4 protein-coding genes (1 of these 4 only partly in view) are annotated in these 24,868 nt (G+C 53.5%); 2 read left to right on the plus strand and 2 right to left on the minus strand.

Annotated elements, in window-relative coordinates; genetic code table 11:
- Both YC6258_RS16715 and YC6258_RS16720 read right to left on the minus strand, forming a co-directional pair.
- Positions 1-8,799 carry the 5' portion of an SDR family NAD(P)-dependent oxidoreductase gene (locus tag YC6258_RS16715; RefSeq protein WP_044620134.1) on the minus strand. Its footprint begins 5,772 nt before the window's first position, so the window shows 8,799 of its 14,571 coding nt (coding positions 1-8,799); the start codon lies at positions 8,797-8,799; its stop codon lies beyond the left edge, outside the window.
- A gap of 36 nt (positions 8,800-8,835) precedes the next feature.
- Positions 8,836-22,002 (minus strand): SDR family NAD(P)-dependent oxidoreductase, encoded by a 13,167-nt coding sequence (locus YC6258_RS16720; RefSeq protein WP_211264552.1) that lies wholly within the window; start codon positions 22,000-22,002, stop codon positions 8,836-8,838.
- A gap of 1,253 nt (positions 22,003-23,255) precedes the next feature.
- On the opposite strand from YC6258_RS16720, the gene YC6258_RS16725 reads away from it, so the two are divergent.
- Together YC6258_RS16725 and fabD are read left to right on the plus strand one after the other, a co-directional pair.
- Entirely contained in the window at positions 23,256-23,966 is a 711-nt protein-coding gene (locus YC6258_RS16725; RefSeq protein ID WP_044620136.1) for a hypothetical protein, read from the plus strand.
- 24 nt (positions 23,967-23,990) lie between these two features.
- Complete coding sequence (gene fabD / locus YC6258_RS16730) at positions 23,991-24,860, plus strand: ACP S-malonyltransferase (protein ID WP_044617967.1); 870 nt, start codon at positions 23,991-23,993, stop codon at positions 24,858-24,860.
- Positions 24,861-24,868: the final 8 nt, after the last annotated feature.

A 24,868-nucleotide genomic window follows, 5' to 3' on the forward strand; every position in this document is an offset into this window, starting at 1 on the left:
GTTCTGATCAACAAACTGTTCCAGCAGCCGGGCCAGCTGCGCGGTTGAATCGGCCATAAACACAACCCGTTCATGAAAGGTCTCACGACCCACAGCCAGAGTCCGGGCAATGGCCGCCAGCGACAGCGGTTCAATGGCCTGTTCAATATGGTGTTGCAGCCGCTGAGCCTGCTGATACAAAGACGTCTGCGTTCTGGCGCTCAGCATCAATAATTGTGGTTGACCATCATCCACCGGCAATGGCGGATGGGCCTGTTCGCCACGCAACACCACATGGGCATTGGCGCCACCGAAGCCGAAGGAACTGACGGCCGCCACCCGCTGCTCGCGGATCGCTTCCCATGGGTGTCCCGTTAGCGGGATAGACAGTGATTCGGGCAGTTGAATTTTCGGGTTCAAATGCTGGAACGCCGGTTGTGCCGGTAACCAGCCATGGTGAATCATCAGTGCGGTTTTGATCAGTCCGGTCAACCCGGCGGCAGCTTCGGTGTGACCGATACAGGCTTTCACGCTACCGAGCGCGCAAGGCTGATCACGGTGGTCGTACTCCAGCTCGGCCATGGCGCGGGCAATGGCATCGACTTCGATGGGATCCCCCATCGGCGTACCGGTGCCGTGGGTTTCAATATAGTCCGGTCGGGTGCCGGCCAATTGCCAGCAACGCTGTAGCAGCCGCTGTTGCTGCCCCATGCCCGGCACGGTAATGGAGTTGGTTTTACCGGCATGATTGACCGCACTGGCACTGATCAGCGCATAAGACTGCGATACCGGCTGATCACTGGCAGCGGCCTGAATCACAATGGCAACGATACCTTCACCCGGTACGTAACCATCGGCCTGGGCATCAAATACGGAACAACGGCCAGTGGCCGAAAGAGCACCAAGGGCCTCCATATGTTCGAAGTGAAGATGCGACAGCAACAGATTGGCACCGAGCACGATGGCCTGCCGGCACTCACCCTGACGAATGGCGCTACAGGCCTGATGCAACGCCACCAGCGATGACGAACAGGCGGTATCCACCGCCACCGAAGGCCCTTTCAGGTTAAAACTGTAGGAAATGCGGTTGGCGAGCATGCTGGCGGCATTGCCGGTACTTTCATGTGCGGCCACGGCTTCAGCGCCGTGATGGCGCAACAGATGTTCATAATCACGAAACGAGATACCGGCGAACACACCGGTGTCTGATCCGCGGATATCAGCCGTCAGGTTGGCGTCTTCGAGCGCGTGATACACCGTTTCCAGAGCGAGCCGTAACTGCGGGTCCATCAGGTTAGCTTCGCGTGGGGAGATCCCGAAAAAACGACCATCAAAATAGCGGACCTCGGCTAACAGCGCCGCCGTACGATCATGCACCGCTCCGATATTCAGATGCGGACGAGTCGCCGACACCGGCGCAAATACCACCTGACCATCACGGATGATCTGCCAGAACTGATCAAGGGTATCAGCCCCGGGCAGGCGCACGGCCATGCCGGTAATGGCTATGGTGGTGTCCGGTGGAGAGTCAGACTGCTGCCCGGAATGGCGCTCAAGCGGATGCGGAGGATCAGCTACCGGCACATCCTGCCGGGCAACTGTCGGTGGGGTAACCGGCATCGATGCCGGCGGATGTGCTGATTGTGAGGCCACATACGCGGCCAGCGTCCGGACACTCGGATTATCGAAAAAGATTGAGGGTGACAAAGTGGTCGCCATGCCCTGCTCGATAAACGTCATCAACTCGGCAATATGGAACGATTCCAGTCCCAGTTGTTCGAACGTGGTATCCGCCGATACCGGTTTTTCCAGCCCGAGTTGACGGGTCAGCCACTGGCTCAGGGTTTCGGTCCAGGCGTGTTCGGTCGTGGCGGCCGCTGCCGGTTCGGCAATGACGGCTTGTGAGCGGTTGGCATCCGGCGTATCCGCAACGACCGGAAATTCCAGTACGCCGCTCCCTTGCTGCAACACGATGTGACCATGGGTACCGCCCATGCCCATATTATTGATAACCGCGCAGCGGGGCTGGGAGCCGGCCGGCCAGACAGTGTTCTCCGTCACCGGATAAAAACACTGTTCGGTGAACGGCAGACGCGCCAGCAGCTGTTGAATATGTGGCTGTCCCGGAATAGCCCCCTGATGCATGGCAGCAATACAACGCAGCAGAGACAGCACGCCACTGGCCGACAGCGCGGTGCCATAGTGGGATTTGGAGGCCGTCACGACGCAATTGGAGAACGCCTGTCCGGTCTCGTAAACCTGCCGGATGGCTTCCAGTTCGAGGACATCGATCAACTGATCGCCCACGCCACTGATGTCCACGTAGCCGATATCCGTCGTGCTGATCCGGCTTTGTTCAAGGGTACGGGCCATCAGCCGGCGCAGGGATTTAACATTCGGCAGCGCCTGGCTCTGGCTTTTGCCTTCATTCTGCAATCCAATCGCCCGAATCACCGCCACAATGTTATCGCCATCGCGACGGGCCTGATCGAGACGTTTCAATAAAAACAGTCCGGCACCTTCCGATAACCCAAAGCCCCGGGCCTGGCTATCAAACAAGCGTGAAAACCCATCGGTCGCCAGCATGCCTTTGGCGGCCATGGCGGCAACGATGCGAGCATCGGTGAGCAGGTTCACAGCGCCGGCACAGGCCATGTCCACCTCCCCGCTGCGCAAGGCCATACAGGCCTGATGCAAGGCGGAAACGGACGAGCTACAGGCACTGTCCAATACCAGTGCCGGACCATTCAGTCCCAGCGTGCGGCTGATCCGGCTGGCCAGCGACGCCGGCAACAGCTGTTCCAGGCTCGTGCCGGTACGGCTCAGGGAACCGGCACCGATGTAGACGCCGACATTCTGTTCCGCCAGCGAGTCTGTGGCATAGCCAGACTGGTCGATCAGCTCCTGCATCAATTGCTGCAGAATGGTGAACTCCAGAGCTTCGCTATCGTCGCTGTCAGGCAGTGCCAGCACCGGCAGATCTGCGACTTCGGCGACACAGTCATACCCGCGTTGCCGGCATAACTCACCGTAGCGGATCGACGCCGCCGGCTGCGGCCGTTGCAATGCTGACCACAGCTCGGCCACGGAAGTTGCTCCGGGAAACCGACACGCCAGTGAAATAATGGCAATACCGTCATAAGCGTCAGCTGGCTGGAGTGCAACGGTACTACTGACGGCAACACGGTCCGGCCGCACCGCCGGTTGCGCGGTTGCCGGATTCGCCGTCGGTATCGGCGAGGATGGCACCGGCATCTCTGCGGCAAGGTGGCCGGCCAGTTTTTCCAGAGTGTTCAGGTCAGAAAACTCAGACACCGAGAGAGTCAATTGGAAACGCGCCTCGATCTGTTCCAGCAGGGTGACGGTCTGAACGGAATCGATACCGTAGCTTTCAAAGGGTTCATCCACTGAAATATCGTCATCGTCAAGTTTCAGGATGTCTGACAGCAATTGCCGCAGCTGTCGCTGAATCACAGTGCTGTCGACTCCCCTGTCCGCGATGCTGATGTCAGTGATGCCAATCTCGGCAGTCCCGGTACTGGCCATCTCCGACGTGACCGGCGCGAAGGTCGCCATCGTGGCAACGGGCGGATTCTGAATCGTATGAGCCGACTCTGCCGGCAGCATCTCTTGACGCTCTACCATGGCCAGCCGTCGGGTCAACACTTCCTGCTGACCGGTCATGGCCATGTACTGTGAAGCTCCGCAACTGACGGCATGCTCAAGCATCGCCAGTCCGGTTTCGGTATCCAGTACCGCCAGCCCGGCCTGCTCGATTACGGCGATATCGCTATCGGCGATCTGCATGCCACCCTCACGCCACAACGGCCAGTTGATGGAAATCCACGGTTGTGCAGGACTGGACACCTGTTCGGCAAAGCCATCCATAAAACCATTGGCGGCGGCGTAATCGGCCTGGCCTTTGCTGCCCAGCATGGCGCTGACCGAAGAGCACAGCACAACGCAATCGAGTGTCTGCCCCTGCAATGCCTGATACAGCTGTTCCACCGCCGTGACCTTGGGTGCCAGCACCTCCTGAATCTGCTGCGGCTGCTTGAATGGCAACAGGGCATCGCGGATTACTCCGGCGCAGTGTATCCAGCCATTCAGGTTTCCGGCCTGCCGGGCAGTGGCAATGATCCGTTGCAGATCTGCGGTCTCACAAACATCCGCAGACATATACGCAACCGTTCCGCCAAGGGCCTGCAACGACTGGCATTGCATCTGAATCTCCGCGCTGTCAGGACGACGCCCGACCAACACAATACGGGCCTGATAATGCTGTAGCAGATGTCTCGCAAACAGTATGCCCAGACCGCCCAGTCCTCCACTGATCACGTAACTGCCATGATGTTTGAAGGCACCGTGGGCAACACCCGTCGGCACCGTGGCCAGGGTGCGTTGTTCGTATCGCCGCTGCCCGTCATAACGGACATGAACGCCACTGCCGGAGGTGGATTCACGCAGACCGTTGGACCAGATGTCAGCCGTCTCGCTGACGGCCAGCGCTTTCAGTCGAAACGTCGGCAGCTCCAGCATGGCGGTTTTGGCCAACGCGGTGACCGCACAGGCATCGGCGTACTGATCGGCCTGATAGAGAAACAACGCCGTGACCGTGGCCTTCTGTTTCAGTCGATACCAGGCACGCATCAGATCGAGCAGACAAGCAAAGCCATGCCGGCCATCCGGACCACTGCGAGGTTGATAAAGAATCGTGGATACCGTGGTCTGCCGGGTTTTGCAGATCTCGCGCAGGTATTCCACCAACGCCACATAATGTGAATCCTGATGCTCGTCCAGGGTTATGAGCTGCTGTTCAGTGCTGAATGTGGTACCCGGCACCACCCGGTAGATGTTCTGATTATTGTTGATCACGGCATCTGCCGGCTGATCCACAAATGCCAATATGATGCCTTCACCGCTTCCGTCATCCTGGCTCGCGGAGATCGGTAACGGTGTCTCGCACCAGCGGGATGCAAACTGCAGCCATGGCTGCCGGTGCTGTTGCGCCAGAGTCTGCTGCACCGTGGCGATCTCGCTGGCAAGCAGCTTGACTTGCTGTAACAGCCCTGTCAGCTGCTGTTCGGCATCGAAAAAACCGATATCAAAGGTATGGTCAGGGCGACTGATTAGGGTTGCCGCAACGCTCTGTGCCAGCGAGGCCGACAGCCACAGCGACTGCACCGCAAACGGTAGTCTGATCTGCTGATCCGCCGCTACAGGCAACAGCAATGCGGTAGCCTGTAGCGCGCCATCGAGCAGCGCCGTGAGCTGCCGCCCGGTGCCGGACTTGAACTGCACCGTTACGGCCCCGCTGGCGCGCAGGATGCGTTCATGTACCCGCAGGCTGTCGCCATAGGCAATGCCCATCTGCTGTAACTGCCGATAACAATCCGCCACAACCAGTTCTTGCCGACACTGCTGTGTGGCCGTTACCAGCCTCTGCCGGCAGGCATCCAGATCGATTTCCTCTGCCTCAGCGGTCATCATCCGGCACAGTAACCGGTCTCCATGACTGATCTGCCACTCGCCATTCTGTTCACTGATGTGCAGTTGTGCTGCGGTGATTTCTGCATCACCGGACTGCTGTTCACAGACCAGCGGCAGGAGCCATTTCAACTGACGCGCACACAGCGGTGCATCGCTTTGTTCAATGACGCGACTCAGGTAATACATGCCCGGTACCACCGGCTCACCCAATAGCTGATGATCCGCCGCGAGTTGCGCCAGACTCAGTGATGCCGGGGTGCGATCGGCGTTGATCCAGTAACGTTTGCGGGTAAATGGATAACCCGGTAAAAACGGCAGGCAGGGTATCGGGGCATCCGTCGCACGTACCGGCAGTTCACCGGTCAGCCACGCCTGAGCCTCTGCCGGCAACAGGTGTGCATCGTTTATCTGCGCCGGATGCAACTGTTTGCCATCATAATAAAATCCGGACCGGGCAAATGAATCTTCATTGCCAGCCATCAGCAGACGTTCATGCAGCTCGGCCGGATCAGCGGCCAGTACCACCAGCCGATGGGCCAGACGCTTACGTCCCCATTGCAGACTGGCGGCCAGTCGTTCCAGCGCAAATGACGGCGACTGAGCACTCAGATACCCGGCAAATTGCCGCATTAATAGCAATAATTGCTGACGGTTCGGGGCCGAAAACGGAATCCATTGCGGACCATGAGAAGATGTCATGACAGCCGCTTGGAGATACTGTTCGATAATCAGATAACTGTTAGCACCACCAGCGCCAAAGGAGGCAATGGCGGCGGTTCTGGCGCGCGCATGTTTGTCCGGCCAGGATTGCAGTGCCTGCACCGGAATCACCGGCGACTGTTGAAACCTGATCAACGGATTCAGCGTTTCGGTATACAGACTTTTGGGAATCCGGCCATGGTGCATGGCCAGCACCACCTTGGCCAGACTCGCCATACCGGCGGCGGCTTCGAGGTGACCGACATTGGATTTAACCGAACCGATCAGTAATGTCGGGGTATCAGCGTCCTGAGCGAACCGATGAAAGGTTTCCTTTATGCCGTTGACCTCGATGGGATCACCGATCCGGGTGCCGGTACCATGGGTTTCCAGATAATCGATATCATCAGGTTGCATCCCGGCCGCCTGCAATGCCATGGTAAAGGTATCAGACTGAGCCTTGTGATTGGGCACTGAAAATCCGGCAGTCCTGCCACCGTGGGAAATCGCACTGCCGCGAATCAGTCCGTAAATATGATGACCATCGCGCAGCGCCTGTGCCAGAGGTTTCAGCACGACAGCCCCTACCCCTTCACCCGGCACATAACCATCGGCGCCCTCGGCAAACGGACGACAGCGGCCGGTGGGCGACAGCATCTGCAAGGTACTCAGTTTGATGTATTTGCTCGGATGCAGAGACAGATTTACGGCCCCCGCCAGAGCCGCCTGGCATTCTCCCCGACGCAGACTGTCACAGGCCAGATGAATGGCGTGCAAGGCTGAGGAACAGGCGGTATCTATGGGCAGACTTGGACCGGTGAAATCAAAGCAATAGGACACCCGGTTGGGGATCGATGAGAACCATGAAGATGCCAGTGCCGGATGCCGGTCAAGCAGCGCCTCATGCCCGAATAACTGATAATCACTCCACATGACACCGCAGAACACTCCGGTATCGCGGACATGATTGACACTGCCCGGTGCCATCGAGGCATCTTCCAGGGCATGCCAGGCCGTCTGCATGAACAGGCGCTCCTGTGGATCCATGCGTTCGGCGTCGAGGGGCGAGATAGCAAAAAACAGTGGATCGAATTCATCAACCCCTTGAATAAAACTCCCCCAGCGGCTGTTACTTTTTCCACTCTCACCGGTCGCACTGTAAAACCCTGACTGCGACCAGCGGTCAGCAGGAATATCGGTGACAAGATCATGCCCTTGCAGCAAGTGCTGCCAGAACTCAGGCAGATCACCGGACTGGGCAAATCGACCGGCAATACCAACCATGGCGATGACCTGATCGAGCTGTGGCACTGATGCTATTGTCCCGGCAACCGCCGGTTGAGTATTGAAAGCATTGGCAGCATCAGACGTATCAGAAACGTCCGGTTTTTCGGTAACCGCAGGCGCTGAATGATGAGTCGTGAATATGGCAGAGTTCTGTACCTGTGGTAACAGATATTCATGCAGCTGAGCCACCGAAGTGTGTTCAAACAGCAAAGTTGGATACAGCTCCAGATCCAGCCGCTGCTCCAGCTGGGTGACAAAATCGAGCAGATCAACGGAACTTAACCCACTTTCATAAAAGGATTTTTGCTGATCGACCGACTCACCCGGTTTGCCCAGTTTTTCGCCCAGGATCTGCAGAATCAGCTGCTGCAACTGCACATCGGCACTCTCAGCCGGCAGAGATGGCTGGGGCTCTGCGTTGGACGGACTGACAGCAGTCGTCGCAGTATTTTTGCCAGTTGTCGGGCTCCTGGCACTTTGGTCATCTGCCATGGGCAACAGAGCATGAATCAGATCGCGATTACGAATACGCTTGGCACCAAAGCGTTCAAAGATCAGGGCAATATCGCCGTGTTCGTCGTACAAAAAGATATCATGATAAAGAATGTCATCGGATTCCGGGCCACGCTGACTCAGCGGCGCATACACACGGCATTTATCCTGCAATGGCTTGGCGACCTGGATTCGCTCGATGTAAATGGGAATATAGGCCTGGGTATAACGCTCGACATCCGGACTGAACGGCACCAGGGTGGCAAAATCCATGAACACCGGCTGTAACAGGAAATTATGCATGGAAGCTTTAGCCAGCTCCCCGAGTTCAACACTCGCAAAGGTGCCATGATCGAGATGGCAGATGCGCCCCTGGGGTTTCATAAACTCATGGTGCACAATCTCCACCTGACGGGCGAAGCGATACACTTCATCAGCGTCCATGGTCATCGGCACGCCATCCGGCAATTGCGGATGAAACAGCATTTTGCCGTGTGCGGGGACGATATCAGCCTTGAGGTGCTGACGGGCCTGATCACGGCTTTGCTGCGCAGCATGGCTGATGACCTGCACACTGATACTTTCCGCGCTGCCATCAAAAATCAGAATGATACGACGGGTACTGCTGTCCGGAGCATCATCCAGCCCTAATGAAACCGGCTCCCGGAAGGTAATCTTTTTCAGCAACACATCACGGCATTCCATACCGAACTGAGTCATCGCCCGGTAGATCAAATCGATGAGAAAAACCCCTGGCAGCAGTCGTACACCATGAACGAGATGATGTGCTACCGGATAATCTTCGGCCGTCAATGTTGCCTGCAGTTCCTGGTGGAAGTGATCTTTAAACATTTGTGTTCCCATATCTGTATTGTGCATGTCTGGATTTCACAACCATTCCAGTTCCAGAATTGTGTTTGCCTGAGTGATTTTGCTGGCCGTTTCGCCAGTGTTTTCCGTGCGCCCGACGACTGGCGCGTTTTTGCCCTTCAGCCAGAAAGAACGCAGATTGAACTGCGGTGCCGGCTGCGGTTTACGCGTTGCCGCAGCAGCCACGTAGTCATTACTGAGACAAATGTGACAATTGGTACCACCAAACCCAAAAGCACTGATGCCCGCCAGCAAGGGCTGCCCACTGCCGCGCAGGTCAGACGCGATATTGGCCGGAACCAGCGGCGAGGTGGAGAAATTGAACCTGGGGTTAGGTTCATCGCAATGCAGCGTTGGTGGAATCCGGCGGTGTTTGACGATCAGGGCGGTTTTAATAAAGCTGGCGATTCCGGCCGCGCCCATCAGATGACCCAGATTGGATTTCACGCTGCCGACAGCCACCTGTGCCGTTGGAATATTCAGCCCGGCAAAGACCGACGCCATGGCCTTGAGTTCAATCGGATCACCGATCATGGTGCCGGTACCGTGCGCCTCGATATAACGCAGATGCCCGGAAACATCGTTGCGATGACCATATACACGTTCCAACAAGGCTTTCTGGGCCTCGATGTTGGGGGTTGTCAGACCCATGGTATGGCCGTCGTTATTGACCTCTGAGGCTTCGATCACGGCGTAAATCGAATCACCGTCCTGCTGTGCCTGAGACAACCGTTTCAGTACCACCGTACCAGCTCCCTCGCCCGGCACGAATCCGTTGGCATGGCGCGAAAATGTCTGACACAAACCATCAGGAGACAACGCCCCGGCGGCGCTCAGTTTCAGGTAAGGCGTCTCATCCAGCAGGACTTCCACCCCACCGGCGAGCGCCAGATCGACATCACCGTGCAACAGATCCCGGACCGCCGAATGAACACTCAACAAGGAAGACGCACAGGCTGCATCCATGACGTAACACGGTCCGGTCAGATTGAAGATATGGGCCAGATGGGCGGCGATGAAATTCTGGTTCAACCCCGTTGCCGTTGCGGCCTGATCGACATGATTCAGGCCATAATGACCACGATTCCCGCCCATGTAGACACCACAACGACGACCCCAGATATCCTCGCGGGTATAGCCGGCATCAGCGATGGCTTCGGTAGCGACCATCAGACTCAGCCGAGTCAGCGGATCGATGTACGCCGCCTGCTCCTGCGGGATGGAAAAATACTCCGGATCAAACAAATCCACGCCATCGATAAAGCCACCCCACTTGCTGATGGATTTACCCGGCTGCTGGACCGGGGCATAAATGCGCCCCATGTCGAAACGTTGTTCTGGTACTTCGGTGACACTGCAAATCCCCTGCTCCAGGTTGTGCCAGAAACGGGTCACGGACTCCGCGCCGGGAAACCGGCAGGCCATACCGATGACGGCGACTTTATCCTCACCATTATCTGCTCCGGGAACCCTGGTCGTTGCAGTGGCGGCAATGGTTCGGGCAGAGGTCTGAGAAGTGCTTGAAACTTGCGGCTCAGCCGGAGTATCTGGCATATCGATCTCCACCAGTTCGCCCAAATACTCAGTCAATTGCCCCAGACTCGGATACTCAAGAATGGCCGATGGCGGCAAAATGCAGTCAAACTCCGACTCAATGGCACGTACCAGATCGGCAATCAGAATCGAATCGATGCCCAATTCATCAAATGGCACACCGGCCTGTAGAGCACTTTCATCCACCAGCAGTTGCCGTGCAAACAAAGCGGTAAGACGAGTCAGAATAAGCGTTCTGGCAGCGGCCTCATGATGGCCCTTACTGTCCGGTCGCGGTATTTCGCCTGGCACTTTGATAGCGGGTTCGAATACGTCCTTGCTGAATAATACCGGCGAACCATCACCGACGTGGGGCAACAAAGTGGAATGTGACAACCGGCCCTGCAAGGCCAGTGTGATCAGGATCTTCAAAATGTCATCACTCTGCTCACGGGTGAGATTGGCCAGCCCGGTATCACGATACACATCGGACACAACAACCGGCATACCCCCCTGTTGATGACTGGGCCATTGCACAGATACAAATCCCGACTGTGGATATTGACCGGCCATAGTTGCAACCCATTGATCCAGCGCGGCATTGGCCGGACCATAATCACTGCGACCAGCGGTCAATGCGGGAACCACGGTTGATACCGATGAAAAGGCAATGAAGAATGTTAGCGCAGCTGGATCAAGATGAGGCGTTAACCGACTGACCAACTGCTCTGCCAGCACCACCTTGGGCGCCAGACAATCAGTAAATGCAGAGACTGGCTTATTCACGAATGCCAGTTCACCCTGGGTATCGATACCGGCACAGTGAATCACGCCGGCAATTCTGACCGGCTGTTGCTGCAACCGTTCCGCCAGCGTGGAGAGATCGTGGAAGTATTCGATCTGGGCCGAACCGTTCGACAGCATTTGTAATTGTTGGCTGCGGGTTTCATCGGGTTGCCGGCGTCCCAGCAATATCAAATGCTTCGCCCCCAACTGCCGCAGCAATGTGGCCGCCTGTAATCCCAGGCCGCCAAGTCCACCAGTTACCAGATAAGCAGCCTCACTATCAAGGCCTCTTATTTGTCCGGCCTGAGGCAGATTACACAATTGATAACTGAGAATCTGACGCTGACCGTCGCATATGGAAACCGGACGGCTGTCACCCCCTTGCAACTCCCTTTCCAGCAGCGGTTCCAGTTCTGTAAACGGCGGCGCCTGATCAAACACAACGGATCGACACGATATCTGCCGATACTCCGCCGCCAGACCGGCATACAAAGCAGTAAACCACTGTCGGGTCCGGCTGGATTGACGGTCTGATATCTGAAACAGCGCCAGCCCGCTACGACTCCAGGCCCGCACACACAGTTGCAGGAAACGGATCCGGGCCTGCCACTGAGAATCGCTGTCCGGACCAAAGTCGCAGACATCGACAATCCAGTCGGGCTGAAGATGGCGTTCGGCACACATGGCCAGCAGATCGTCAAAGGCCTGCTCTGCCCACACGTCAATTTCGAGTTCCCGTTTGCTCAGACGTGGCATCAGTCCGGCAAATCGGATGACGTACCAGTCGTGAGCCACGCGATCATCCATGCGCGTGCTCCAGGCCAGTACTTCCGTTTCCGGGACCAGCAGTAATACGGTTTTACGGGAATTCGATACCGATGCCGTCAGTGTCTGAGGTTGCCAGACCGGCGCAAAGAAACGAATGTCACCTTGAAGCGGTGTTGGATTCACAATACCGGCGACTGCCGGCTGTAACTGACTAATGGTACAGGGACGGCGATTAAAACGGGTCAGCGGAAACGGCATCTTCCGATAAGCACCGGGCTCTTCAATGTCCGGCCAATGAATGTTTTCTCCGGCCTGCCAACGGGCAGCCAGTAGCTGCCAGTCAGCCATCTGTACCAGAGTTTTGAGATCGACACTCGCATCATCGTGCCGGGCAATGTGCGATTCGCCAGAGCCTAAGGAATCAGCCGCAAGGGTCCGGCCAATAGCATCACTCAGTTGTGCCAGACTGCTGACGACATAGGCAGCCCGATAACGATAACCACCGCGGCCATGTCGTGATGTCAGCGCCAATGCCGGCAAATCGGCGTCTTTCAGGGTTGGAATCAGAGCCTGCAGCTCAGTCAGTTGGGCCCGCAGCAATGTCTCGGTCACTGCCGATACCAGCACCAGCTGGTTACCAACTGGCGTTTCTGTGATGACTGTAGGCGCGGCAGCCTGTTCCACAATGACATGGGCATTGACGCCACCAAACCCGAACGAACTGACCCCGGCCCGCAATGGCAATGGATGCTGTTGTTCATCGACCCGGGCTTGCCAGGCGGTTCCATCAGGCAGAAATGTAAACGGCTGTTCCGCCGGATTAACCAGTTTGTTAACCGGCTGACCATGCAGTGACTTCGGCAGCCACTGCGCTTTGAGCGCCATGATAACTTTAATCAACCCTGCCATACCGGCAGCGGATTCGAGGTGACCGATATTGGTTTTGACGGTGCCGATATAGGCCGGTGGTTGCATCGGAGCGCCACCATATACCTGCCGCAATCCCTCCAGCTCAATAGGATCGCCCAACTGGGTACCGGTGCCGTGGGCCTCGATATATCCGATGGCAGACGGACTCACGCGGGCATCTTCCAGCGCCTGTCGTATCACTCTCGCCTGAGCACTGGCGCTGGGAGCGGTCAGCGATTGACCATGCCCACCATGATTGACCGCAGTGCCTTTGATAATGGCGTGAATATGATCATTGGCGGCAATGGCCTGCGACAAGGGTTTGAGCAGCACCATGCCGCCGCCCTCACCTCTGACATAACCATCGGCATGAGCCGAGAAAGTATGACATTTGCCGGTCTTGGAGAGCATGCCGGCTTCGCTGAATGCATTAAACATCACATCGCTGAGCAGTGCATTGGCACCGCCGACCAGAGCTGTATCACACTCGCCGTCACGCATGGCTTTGACCGCCCGGTTCAGGGCCACCAGAGAACTTGAACAGGCAGTGTCGACGGCTTCGCTCGGGCCATTGAAATTAAACAGATAAGAAATACGATTGGCGGCCAGACAATGTACATTGCCGGTTGCCAGATGGGATACCGGAGGCTGGCCGCTCTGATACAGACGCTGTAAATGATCGTGCAAGGTAATGCCGATGAACACTCCGGTTCGGCTGTGAGACAGATTTTTAGGGTGATAACCGGCGTGTTCGATGGCCTGCCATGACAGCTCCATGAGCAAGCGATGCTGCGGGTCCATCAGTATCGCTTCGCGCCCGGTTATTTTGAAAAATTCGGGATCGAAATGTTCCAGCTCCTCCACCAGACCGGCATAGTGCTGTTTATGTCCGCTGGCGAAGCGTGCTTCCGGTACCGCGCTAACCAGATCCCGGCCGTCACAAATATTTTGCCAGAACTGTTCCGGGCTATCCGCGCCAGGGAACCGACACGACAGGCCGATCACAGCGATGTCATCACGGCTGGCAGATGTAGATGTCATCGCTGTTGCTGCTTCGCTGACAGTTTCAGTGACGGAGTGTGATTCCGACGAAGTGGATGCCAATGGAGGATTCTCTGTCGGAACCAGCGTCTGACTGACCGCCTCTGAAAACTCCGGCCGGCGCACTGATTCGGTTATCGTAGTGAGCGTTTGAGCTTGTGATTGCGGAACTGCCAGACAGCGACTGATCTGCTCACCAAAACGCTCCAACAGGGCGCTGGCCAGACCGCTCAGGGTCGGGTGATCAAAGAACAGCACCGGGCTGATACCCAGATCAAATTCGGCGTTCAAACGATCGGCGAAATCAGACAGGGAAATGGAATCAAATCCATAACTGGAGAGATCTTCATCCGCCTCCAATACCCCTTCAGGCAACTCCAGCAACTCGTTGGTATGATCAAACAGTCGTTGCAGTAATTGCTGTGCGACATCGGCCTGATCCAACACCTCGGTCTGCGCGGAGGCAACAGGCTGACCTGAAACGGCTTTCCAAAACGGTGCCAAAGATGCATTCATGGCCTGTTGAATTTTCTGTTCGTCTCCCGGCAGATAGACGACCTGACCGTCAATACCTGCATGCTGAATCGCCTGCTCCAGAATGTTCAGACCATCATCAGCCTGCAGGTACCCAAAACCGAGGCGCTGATTATGATCAACCAGATGAGCGGCACCGGCGGCCATACCGGTATCACGCCACAATGGCCAGTTAATTGACATAATTCGCTTGTTAACCGAATGCCGGGCCATGGCATCGAGCCAGGCATTGGCCATGGCATAACTGGTCTGGCCGATATTGCCGACGACAGCGGCAATGGATGAACACAGAATCAGCCAGGGATCAGAAGGTTGCCGGGTAAACTGACTGAGATGGCGGGCGCCGTTGATCTTGGCTTGCAAGACTGCAGTAAAGTCATCCGCACGCTGTTGCATCAAACGTTCATCATGCACAGTTCCGGCGGTATGGATAATGCCGTCAAGCTTGCCAAAACGATCCAGGATCTGTTGCCGGATCGCCTGACAATCACTCCAGACATTAATATCACCCTGCATGTACAACACGTTTTCCGGTAACGGCTCAGCCTGTACCAATGCAGCTTCCCGTCGACCACTGAGAATGACCGTTGCCTGATAACGCTGTTGCAACTGGCCGGCCAGAGCACGGGCAACACCACCGCTGCCGGTGAGCCAGTAGACTCCACCGGATTCAAACCCCACGGCCGTGCCAGAAGGCACTGGAGACGGTACTGGAGCCAGCGCCTGCCAGCGCAGACATTCAAGCTGGTTATCCGAATAACGGAAACTAATAGCTCCAGGAGCAGACAGCAGCTCAGTCAGCACCTTGGGAAAATCCGCGAGGTGTTGCAGTCGCAATGTCTGCAACTGAAATTGATCGGTTTCATGCATCAGCGCCCGGGACAATCCGGCATAGGATTCACCGAGGGCATTTTGAGTAACCTCATTGCGATCTTCCCAGACCACAAGATAGCGGGTATTGACCGGAAACTGCCGATAGATATCGAGTAGCGGCAGATGATTCTCGAATGATTGACCAGCCGATATCAGATCGATGACCAGTCGCTGTGAATGTTGCAACTGGCGTTCCGTCAGACGGTTGATATCTGATGATGACAAAACCTGAACCGTGGCACCGGACAAAGATGCCGGTAGCTCTACTGGCAGCTTACCTTCGTCGGTCAGTATCAATACATCAGTGTCGCTGGTGACCGGATCAGCATCAGTCTGACACGCTACTGCCTGCCAGACCGGGCCGTAAAAATCAGCACCCTGCGATTGCGCAGATTTGCCGGCCAACAGCGTTAAGCCCTGTAGCATTAACAACGCCCGTCCCTGCTCATCGTAAAAACCGATGTCGCAGGTCATGCGCTCATTACCCGCCTGCTGAATAGTGGCCAGGCTATAGACCGAGTCCGGCCACCGGGTTTCACAGAAGACCACTCGATCACAGGCAAATGGCAGTAATGTTTGTGCTGCCTGATTAAAAATAATAGTGGTCTGCAAACCGGCATCCAACAGAGCGGAACACAGCGCCCATGGTTCTGTTCCGGTTGCCGATCGACGGGTCAGATATCCCAACACCTGATGGTCGTTGTATCGAATCCATTCGACACATTGCAGTCCTGGCCCGTAGTGAAAACCCTGTTGGATCAAACGCTGATAGCATTGATCATGATCGAGCGCTGAAGCGAATGTATGCATCAGGTTTTCGGGATTAATCGACGCCGGCGTGGCACTGACGCTATCGTCAAGCCGACATCTGGCGTAAACCGTTGCCGCACTATCCGTTAGCACGTATCCGTTTTCCAATGCAGAAATATGCAGTGTTTGCTGAGCCTGGACAGAAAAGCTCAATGGCCGCATCCACAGCATTTGTTTCAATGCGAATGAGCGACCAGGCTGGACTTCATGGCGTAACCGTGACTCTAGTGCCGCCAGATAGCTGACGCCCGGCAGAATGCATTGGTGGTCAACCACATGATCGGCGACAAAATAATCAGACACCGACAGCGGTATGGCATCATTGGCCACTTCCGGATGCTGGGGAGGTCTGCTGCTCTGCCAACGGGCACCTTCCACCCACTGTCGCGTTCCCATGAACGGATAGCCCGGTAACCGAATGCGGACGGGAGCCCCGTGTGGTTGCTCATGTATCCGCCATCCCCGGTGCCAATTCAGGCTAGCACCCTTAACCCAGATGTCAGCGATTTTTCGGATATTGCCCTGACTCAACCACTGCTGTACGAGGATATCGCAGTCGCTGAAAATATCGGCAACATTCTGATAGTCCTTGATATCCGCACAGACACATTGGTTGTCATGATTTTTCATGTCTACCCAGGCAGACAATTGTGATACCAACTGTGTAACCGATGCGGCCATGAACGCGGCGCGATATCTGAACTCATCTCGGCCGGTTTGCAGGGTATAGGCAATGGCGGGCAATGAAAGGTCATTCTCATACCGTAACAAGTGCTCATGCAACTCCCGGATCATGGTTGTCAGGGCAGCTTCACTTTGTGCCGACAATGGAATAATGAGCTGTTCTGACGGACCTGTAGCCTCAAGCCTCGACAGCTGCTGATCGGTCTCATATTCCTCCAGAACAATGTGCGCATTCACACCGCCGGCGCCAAAGGAACTGACTCCGGCGCGCCGAGGATGTTTATCGGATGTCCACGGCGTCAAGGTACGAGGTACGTCGATTCGGTACTGATCGAACTCAATACGATGATTGAGTGTCTCAGCATGAAGTGATGGCACTAACATTTTGTGTTGGAATTGCAACACCACTTTGGTTAGCCCGGCAATGGCAGCAGCCGGTTCCAGATGCCCGATATTGGATTTGATACTGCCGACAAAACAGGGCGCGGCCGTGCTTTGCTCGCGGTTCAGGGCACTGGCGATACCTTCCACCTCAATGGGGTCCCCTAGTGGTGTTCCGGTACCATGGGCTTCGATATAACTGATGCTGTCTTTATCGATGGCAGTTTTGTTCAATGCAGAACGAATCAGCTCTGCCTGTGCCAGCGGATTCGGCACGGTAAAACCGCTGGTACGACCGCCGGAATTAACATGGCTGGATAAAAGTGTTGCGTATACCTGATCACCATCCAGCAGCGCTTGAGCAAGAGGTTTGAGCAGGACACACCCGACTCCCTCCCCCATCACCATGCCGGAGGCCTGATCGGAAAAACTGCGACATAATCCATCCTTTGACAGCATTTGCATCTGGGAATATTGAATATGACGCTGAGGATGCAGAATCAGGTTCACACCGCCGGCCAGCGCCTGGGAACATTCTCCCTTGCGAATAGCCTCACAGGCCATGTGCAATGCCACACCAGAACTGGAACAGGCGGTATCGATGGTGATACTGGGGCCGGACAGGTCCATAAAATAGGACACCCGATTGGCGATCTGATACAGATCAGCATACGGAAACGGAACCTTTCCTTCAGCCACCAGACCCGCACACAGGCTCTGATAATCTTTGGCCATGGCACCTGCGAATACCCCGGTATCTCTGGCAATCGTTTCGCGATTGTAACCGGCAGACAAAAGGCACTCATAGGCAATGGTCAGAAACCAGCGCTGCTGGGGATCCATCAGACGGGCATCTTTTGGGGAGATGTTGAACAATGTAGTATCAAACTTGTCCACATCGTCAATCATTCCGGCAGAATTACTGTAGCTCTGACCAGAACCGGTTTGTTCAGGCACGTAGAGTTCGCGATGGTCCCAGCGCTGTTCAGGAATATCACCAATACAACAACGACCTTCAAGCAGTAACTGCCATAACTGATCGACATTGGCTGCACCGGGATAACGACCGGCGATCCCGATGATGGCCACCCGATCATCAGGTGCGACGGTATTTTTTGAAGCCACGACAGGTCGGGATGTCGGCTGCGGTATCAAAGGCTCGGGTGTGACAGTTGCGGCTATAGTCACACCCGTATCAGCGTGCTGATCAGCAAGATCCCGGCGGATCTTTGTCAGTAAGTCAGTCAATGTTTTCAGCCCGAACAGATACGTACTGGAGAACTTGCAAGCAAACTCCCGGCTCAGCGCGACCGTCAGGTTCACCATCATCAGCGAACTCAGAGACAGCCTGTCAAATGGGGTGTTTTCGTTGACCGGACCATCGAGATTTACAACGGTGTCTTCAATCACCGTTTTCAGTCTTGGCCAAATATCGGCCGCAGGCGTCGGCACGGTGCTGGTAACAGCTGCTGGCTTCATGGGTGAATCTGATGTTTCAAGGGTGTGGCTTGAGACTGACGACAACTGCCCCGGCGTGGCTGTTAACAGCCATTGATAGAAACGGTTTTCTGCCAGCACGGAGGTAGTGGACACAAGCGGATTTTTCGAAACCGGTGCAGACGATTCATCATCCGCCGTGACATCCTGCATCTGCACCATTCGCAGTGCATCGCGTGTCAGTTCAAAATCACCGTCTTGCTGCGCGGTAAATCCTGCCTGGGGAAACAGCCGCTGCAAGAACTCCAATGCCGGCACATTTTTGGCCGATGGCCGGTAGCGGATCATCACGTTGGACGCAGGCAATACATCGGATTCGCCCAAATACTTCAACAGGGAGTATTCAACCCCACGACCCAGTACCCGACAACTCAACAACAGGTTATCCAGATAAAGAGTGCTATCAGCCCGATGGGCGAACAGAGCGCCAACCAGGCCATAATCGCCGAATTTATCCCTGACCTGCACCGTCCAGCAGGCTTTGTTGGCATCATCACAATAATCACGTACGGCACTTTCATCGAGCCGTAACGTGGTCAGATTGAATTGATTGGTTTTATTACTGAGCTGCGAAACTCTCGGTACAGCCGCCAATGTCAGCGGCTGTATATCCAGCTCTATGTCCAATGCCTGAATATATTCCAGCAATGAACTTTTGGTGGATTTGATCTGTTGCCGCTGCACCTGTCCCTGATACATTTCCGTACGGCGGCGGTCTTCCTCAGTAACGGTCAGACGATCAGCAAACCAGAACCTGTCGAGCAGATCAATAATTTGATCTGAGGCAGGAATGCGGACACATAAAACACCTTCCAGATTTTGCTCTACTTCCAGAATTTCGACCGGGTTGTCATCCAGAAATACGAAGCTGTCGAGACCAAGATTCAATTCTGTCGCCAGACTGCGGATGTTGTCTGATTTAGGCTGCCAGTTGACGCGCTCGCCAGTAATGTGTCTGCGCTGCAACACCATGTCCTTACGACCGGCGAAAACCGCTTCAACGTCTTCGGAGTTGTTCTTACTGCACAGACACACCAGAAAACCCTGCTCCACCATGGATACCAACCGGGCCTGTAACGCCAGATGTCCGGCATCCAGGATAATGCCGTCAACACCATCTTCACCAACCACCCCGGACCACAAAGTATTGTCGCAATCACACACGATTACTTTTTTCGGACTGAATCTGACGGCGCACAATTGCCGGATAATGGCTCGGGATATATCAGCATAATGGTGATCAAGATAAGGAATGTGAGCCATTTCATTACGCAGCTCATCATCGGGAGGCGGACTGTTATGATCCATGATACGAAAATAGACCGAAGCCAGCCCGTGGCAGGTCTGTGTCAGACGTTCACTGAAGCGCTGTCTGAACGACGCATATCCTGGCATTTGTTCCCAGCTGGCAGAATCACGACACAACCAGACAAATAACGGAGCATGTCCATGATACTGACTGATGGCCTCACAACACTGCCCGACATACTGATCAACGGCTTGTGTCAGTGCACTGGAAATATCATTGTTGTCTGACTCATCGTCATCACGATAATGCACGGCATCTTCCAGCCGTAGCAACAACACATTGGCAATCGAAGTCTGGCGATAAAACGGACTGTCAGGTGCCAGACAAGTCTGCACCACCTGGCCATAAGGTGCCAGATGCAATTGCAGAGAACGCTGACAGGCATCGTTCAGACGGGTATTGGTTAACCAGATATCCATTGCCTCTGCGATGGGATCAAGCGTGAACGATGAAGCGATAGTCATCACACCGGATTCCGGCAGGGTCGATGTCGGCGGCAAATTCCCGATATGAGCTACTGCTGACTGTTCGAATCGGTCGATCAGGGCATAACACCCTGCTTCAGGTTCGATAGTCTGCAGCGCCGTCAGTACGCTCAGGGCAGCCTGTTCTGGTGCTAACAAGCGTTGCTGATTACCCATTGCATACACCAGATCGGTACGCATCTGCGGCAGTCGAACGACATACCATTGTCGCGCGTTGGGTTTTAGTACCAGACTCGCAATCAGGCTTTCCATTCCACTTTTGGCGGCCACGTAGTGAGGCCACGCTGCGACGGGATGCTCCACTGCAACGGTTGAAATAAAGATGAGTTTTGCCTGTTCCGAAAAAAAAGAAGCCAGCTCGGTCAGGGGTGTCAATAGCATTTGAAACGAACGATCGAGATATTCAGAAAATGCAGTCTGATTACCACGGTTCAGATCCATGCTGTGCAATGCTGGAGTGGCGGAAAAAAACACATAATCGATGTTTTGTTGATTGGCAGCCAGTTCACCTGTTAAATCGGAATAGGTTTGTGGATGACTGCAATCCCCTTGCACCGGCACCAATCGATGACGAACAGACTCTGGCAAGACAGCTGCCAATTGTTGCATCCCGGCAACACTTTTGTGGTAAACACCGTAAACTGTGGCCCCTGCAAGCAGGCAGGCCGAGGTAAGGCAGGCACCCAGTCCACGACTGGCACCGGTTATCAGGATATTCTTTCCTGCCAAGGCAGATCCAAATTCAGCAGCCGCCGTCAAACGGGAAAAATCAGGCAAACTGCTGACCGGACGAAACAATGCTCTCAGCTCGGCATTGACAAATCTGACACCATCATGAGAGAGCATGATTTCCTGGTTGATCAGATCAAACTCTCTCTCCAGACTAACGACCCGACTGCTACCGGTCAGGCATTCTATCGGGCATTTCAGGAATGACTCGGTAAAAGTCGCATTGAATCCACTGAATAAAGCCTGTTGTCCAGGCAGTCTCATACCTATCCAATAACTGGAGAATGCCATCACAGCGGCCACATTGGTCAATGCCACCGTCATTGGCATCTTCAACTGTTCACATAATTCCGAAAGTACGGTCCAGCGTGGCTGATAGTCGATATTGAACTCATCGCCAGTATTAATCTGTTCTGCATTGACCAACACAGGAACGTCTTCTACATCTGTACCGTACTCGTTATCGGATGCGCTCTCCCGAATGTGATGTTGTATATGTCCGACATAATTTAGCTGACATTCCAATAACAAAGAGTCAGCATCAAACAATTGAATGCGGGATTTGTCATCGCTGAGGGCCTGACAACGAAGAGTGTAATTACAACCAATACGAACGGCAGATAGAAACTCTGCCTTCAGGGATGTGAGCTTCAGATGTTCAATACCTTCCACTTTGGCCAGCATCGCCATGGCAGCCAGGCCACCGTAACAGATGGGTGTGGAAAATGGGGTTTTTCGGGCATAGCTTTCATCCAGATGCAAAGGGTTAACATCCCTGCTGAATCTGGCAAATGCGTCAACCATGTTCTGAGAAAGCAGAATTTCGGTGTCGGATAATTTCATCATGATTAGACCCTAAAATCTCCATATCATTGTTCACATTGATATCTGCCAAGAGATTCATAAGCAGAACAGCAAGTATGTTTGTACAGGTCGACTGACCTCAAAAGACATTTGAGCGAAGGAGGTGCCTATACGATTATCGAGACTGCATAGCACCCATTTGAGAAACATTCAGGAAAATAGACGACTGGTTTTTTTAAATCCGATCCAGACCGATCAATAACTATTGGCAATCCCTTTTCCATGTAACAGTTGTGAAAATCAGATCCAGTTTCACACGATTCAAATCTGCGTGTTTCTTTGAAGTACAAAAATTTGCTTCACCGAAACAGCTCATTTTTACGCCTCAGTTATCAGCACACTGAAAACCATCAGAAAAACGTGACACATTAAAACATTAAATCCTGGCGACTACGAGCGACCTGATCACCATGACAGCAAAGTCGTTAGATATGGCGTGAAACTATCGTAATTTTCAAAAAATTCCTATGACTTTAATTCCTTTTTTTCCCGCTGTTTTTCTAATTTAGTACCTTGCATAAATGACTAATCGATCACTCACCCATCAACTCAATAAACTTAAAATGCAGACTAACCTGCATTTTATTTAACTCCTCACGACCATCTAAACGCACATTAATACGCACTATATTACAAACAAGTTAAAACCACACCGACATTACAAAAACGCCATAGTTTTTTAATTGTTTGTTATTTTTTTGATGGTATTTCTGAATCAGCCGTCACTTCATTCGAATCACATATTACTAACACTAAAGCAACACAATTCCATAAAACTGATCATTGAATATATTAAGAGATGGTTAATATCCCATGCAAACTTAAAGCATGGCAAACGGTAACGGAATGTCTCTGACAGGTCACGACTTATATATCTCATTCTTTAGTATGATCGAAAATTTATCTACTTTACTAAAAAATAAGTAACTGCCTGAAATGGCTTGATTTAACCCAAAAAGGCTATTAATGGCTTCATTGATTTCCTTAAAAAAAAATATTTAACCTTGCTAACCTTAAAAAAAAATGTATGACTATGCGCCTATCTGAATAGACCACCTGTTTGACTGTGAGAATTTTCTTCGCTTTCGTGCATTGAAAATTGATTTGTCTGTTATTTGATACAGGAATCTTATTTGTCCCACTGACTTGTCAACTTGAAAATTGACCATCTGGTAATTCAGGTATTGCTACATGATAAAATTTGAAACTAACATAGGTATCAAGGAATTATGATCGTGAAACTCATCAAAACTGCCGTCCCCTTATCTGCCGTCATCGTGCTTTCAGGTTGTCAGATCAGCAGCAAGGCACCGGGAGTATGGTATGGTGTAGCCTATGATCAGGAATCAGGCGGATACTCAGAAGTTGCCATGTTTGTCACTGAAGCCGGCGAAACCAGGATTTCAACAACGGCCGGTTTGAATATGGCCGGACTGTCAGCATTTGATGGCGACATCCTTTATTCACTCCCCTCCAGCAACTATGGTTCCGAAGATCCGTTGAAGATCAATCCGCAAGCCAAACTGCTGATCAGTGGAGAGTTTTCGGATGCTGCTGTTACGATCGAAGTGATGGACAAAGAAAGCACCATACAAAAGCTTGATCTGGTGAAGAGTTCTGATGCCGCTGCAACACAGGGTGATTATGCCGGAATCTGGTATGCCAATCCGCATAATCCAAGTCCGGACTATACCTGGAGCATTGACGACAGTGGCAACATTACAGGAAATGATGAATCGGGTTGTCAGTACCACGGTACAGTCAGTGCGTCATCGGCTATCAACGTCGCCGATCTCTCCCTGGTGATCAGCGAATGTGACTATTCCGGTTTTTACCTGGGTGTCATGAGTCTTTTTAATGACCCTTCTTCTGATCGTGTCGGTATTTTTTATAACTACAGTAATCACGAAAACATCTTCGTAAATGGACTTGAAAAAATTCTGTAGTCAAAAAATAAGAGGTACTTATCAATGACAGATCTATGTTTATTTCCTGGCCAGGGAAGTCAGGCTCCTGGTATGGGAAAGGAGTTGTTTGATCGTTATCCTCACCTGATCAAAAATGCATCTGATTGTCTGGGGTATGATGTCAAAGATAAATGCCTGACAGCCAGCGCCAGCGATCTGGCGCGTACCGAAGTTACTCAACCCCTGCTCTATCTTGTGAGCGCACTCAGTTATTTGCACCATGTACAGGAAACCGGTGTTGTGCCCGAATATCTGGCTGGTCACAGCCTCGGTGAATACGTGGCATTGTTCGCGGCAGGATGTTTTGATTTCATGAGTGGTCTGGAGATTGTGGCTGAACGCGGACGTTTGATGTCGGAAGTTTCCGGCGGCAGTATGTTTGCTGTCGTCGGTCTTCCGCCGGAAGACATTATTGATCAATTGAATCAACTATCATTCGATCAATTGACCATTGCCAACTATAACGATCATTCCCAGACAGTGATTGCGGGTTATTGTCAGGATGCCCAAAAACTTCAGGACAGTTTGTGTGCTGCCGGTGCCAAACATGTTATTCCACTGAAAGTCAGCGCCTGTTTTCATACTCATTATATGAAAAGTACTGCTGAACAGCTGGCGGCATTTTTGTCCCGCTACCGGTTGTCATCACCACGGATAAAAGTTGTCGCCAATCTTACCGGCCAACCCTATAAGCCAGGTGATGATGTTGCTGATATCCTGGTCAAACAGGTTTACAGTCCGGTATTGTGGCTGCAGTCAATGGAATATGTGCTGCCAAAAGTGGACAGCTGGAGCGAACTGGGTCCTGGCAAGGTATTAACCGGCATCGTAACGCGCATTCAGAATTCTCTGACCAGCTCTCCAATCGCCTGATCTCTTTT

It is taken from the genome of Gynuella sunshinyii YC6258 (assembly GCF_000940805.1).
GTDB classification, from domain to species: domain Bacteria; phylum Pseudomonadota; class Gammaproteobacteria; order Pseudomonadales; family Natronospirillaceae; genus Gynuella; species Gynuella sunshinyii.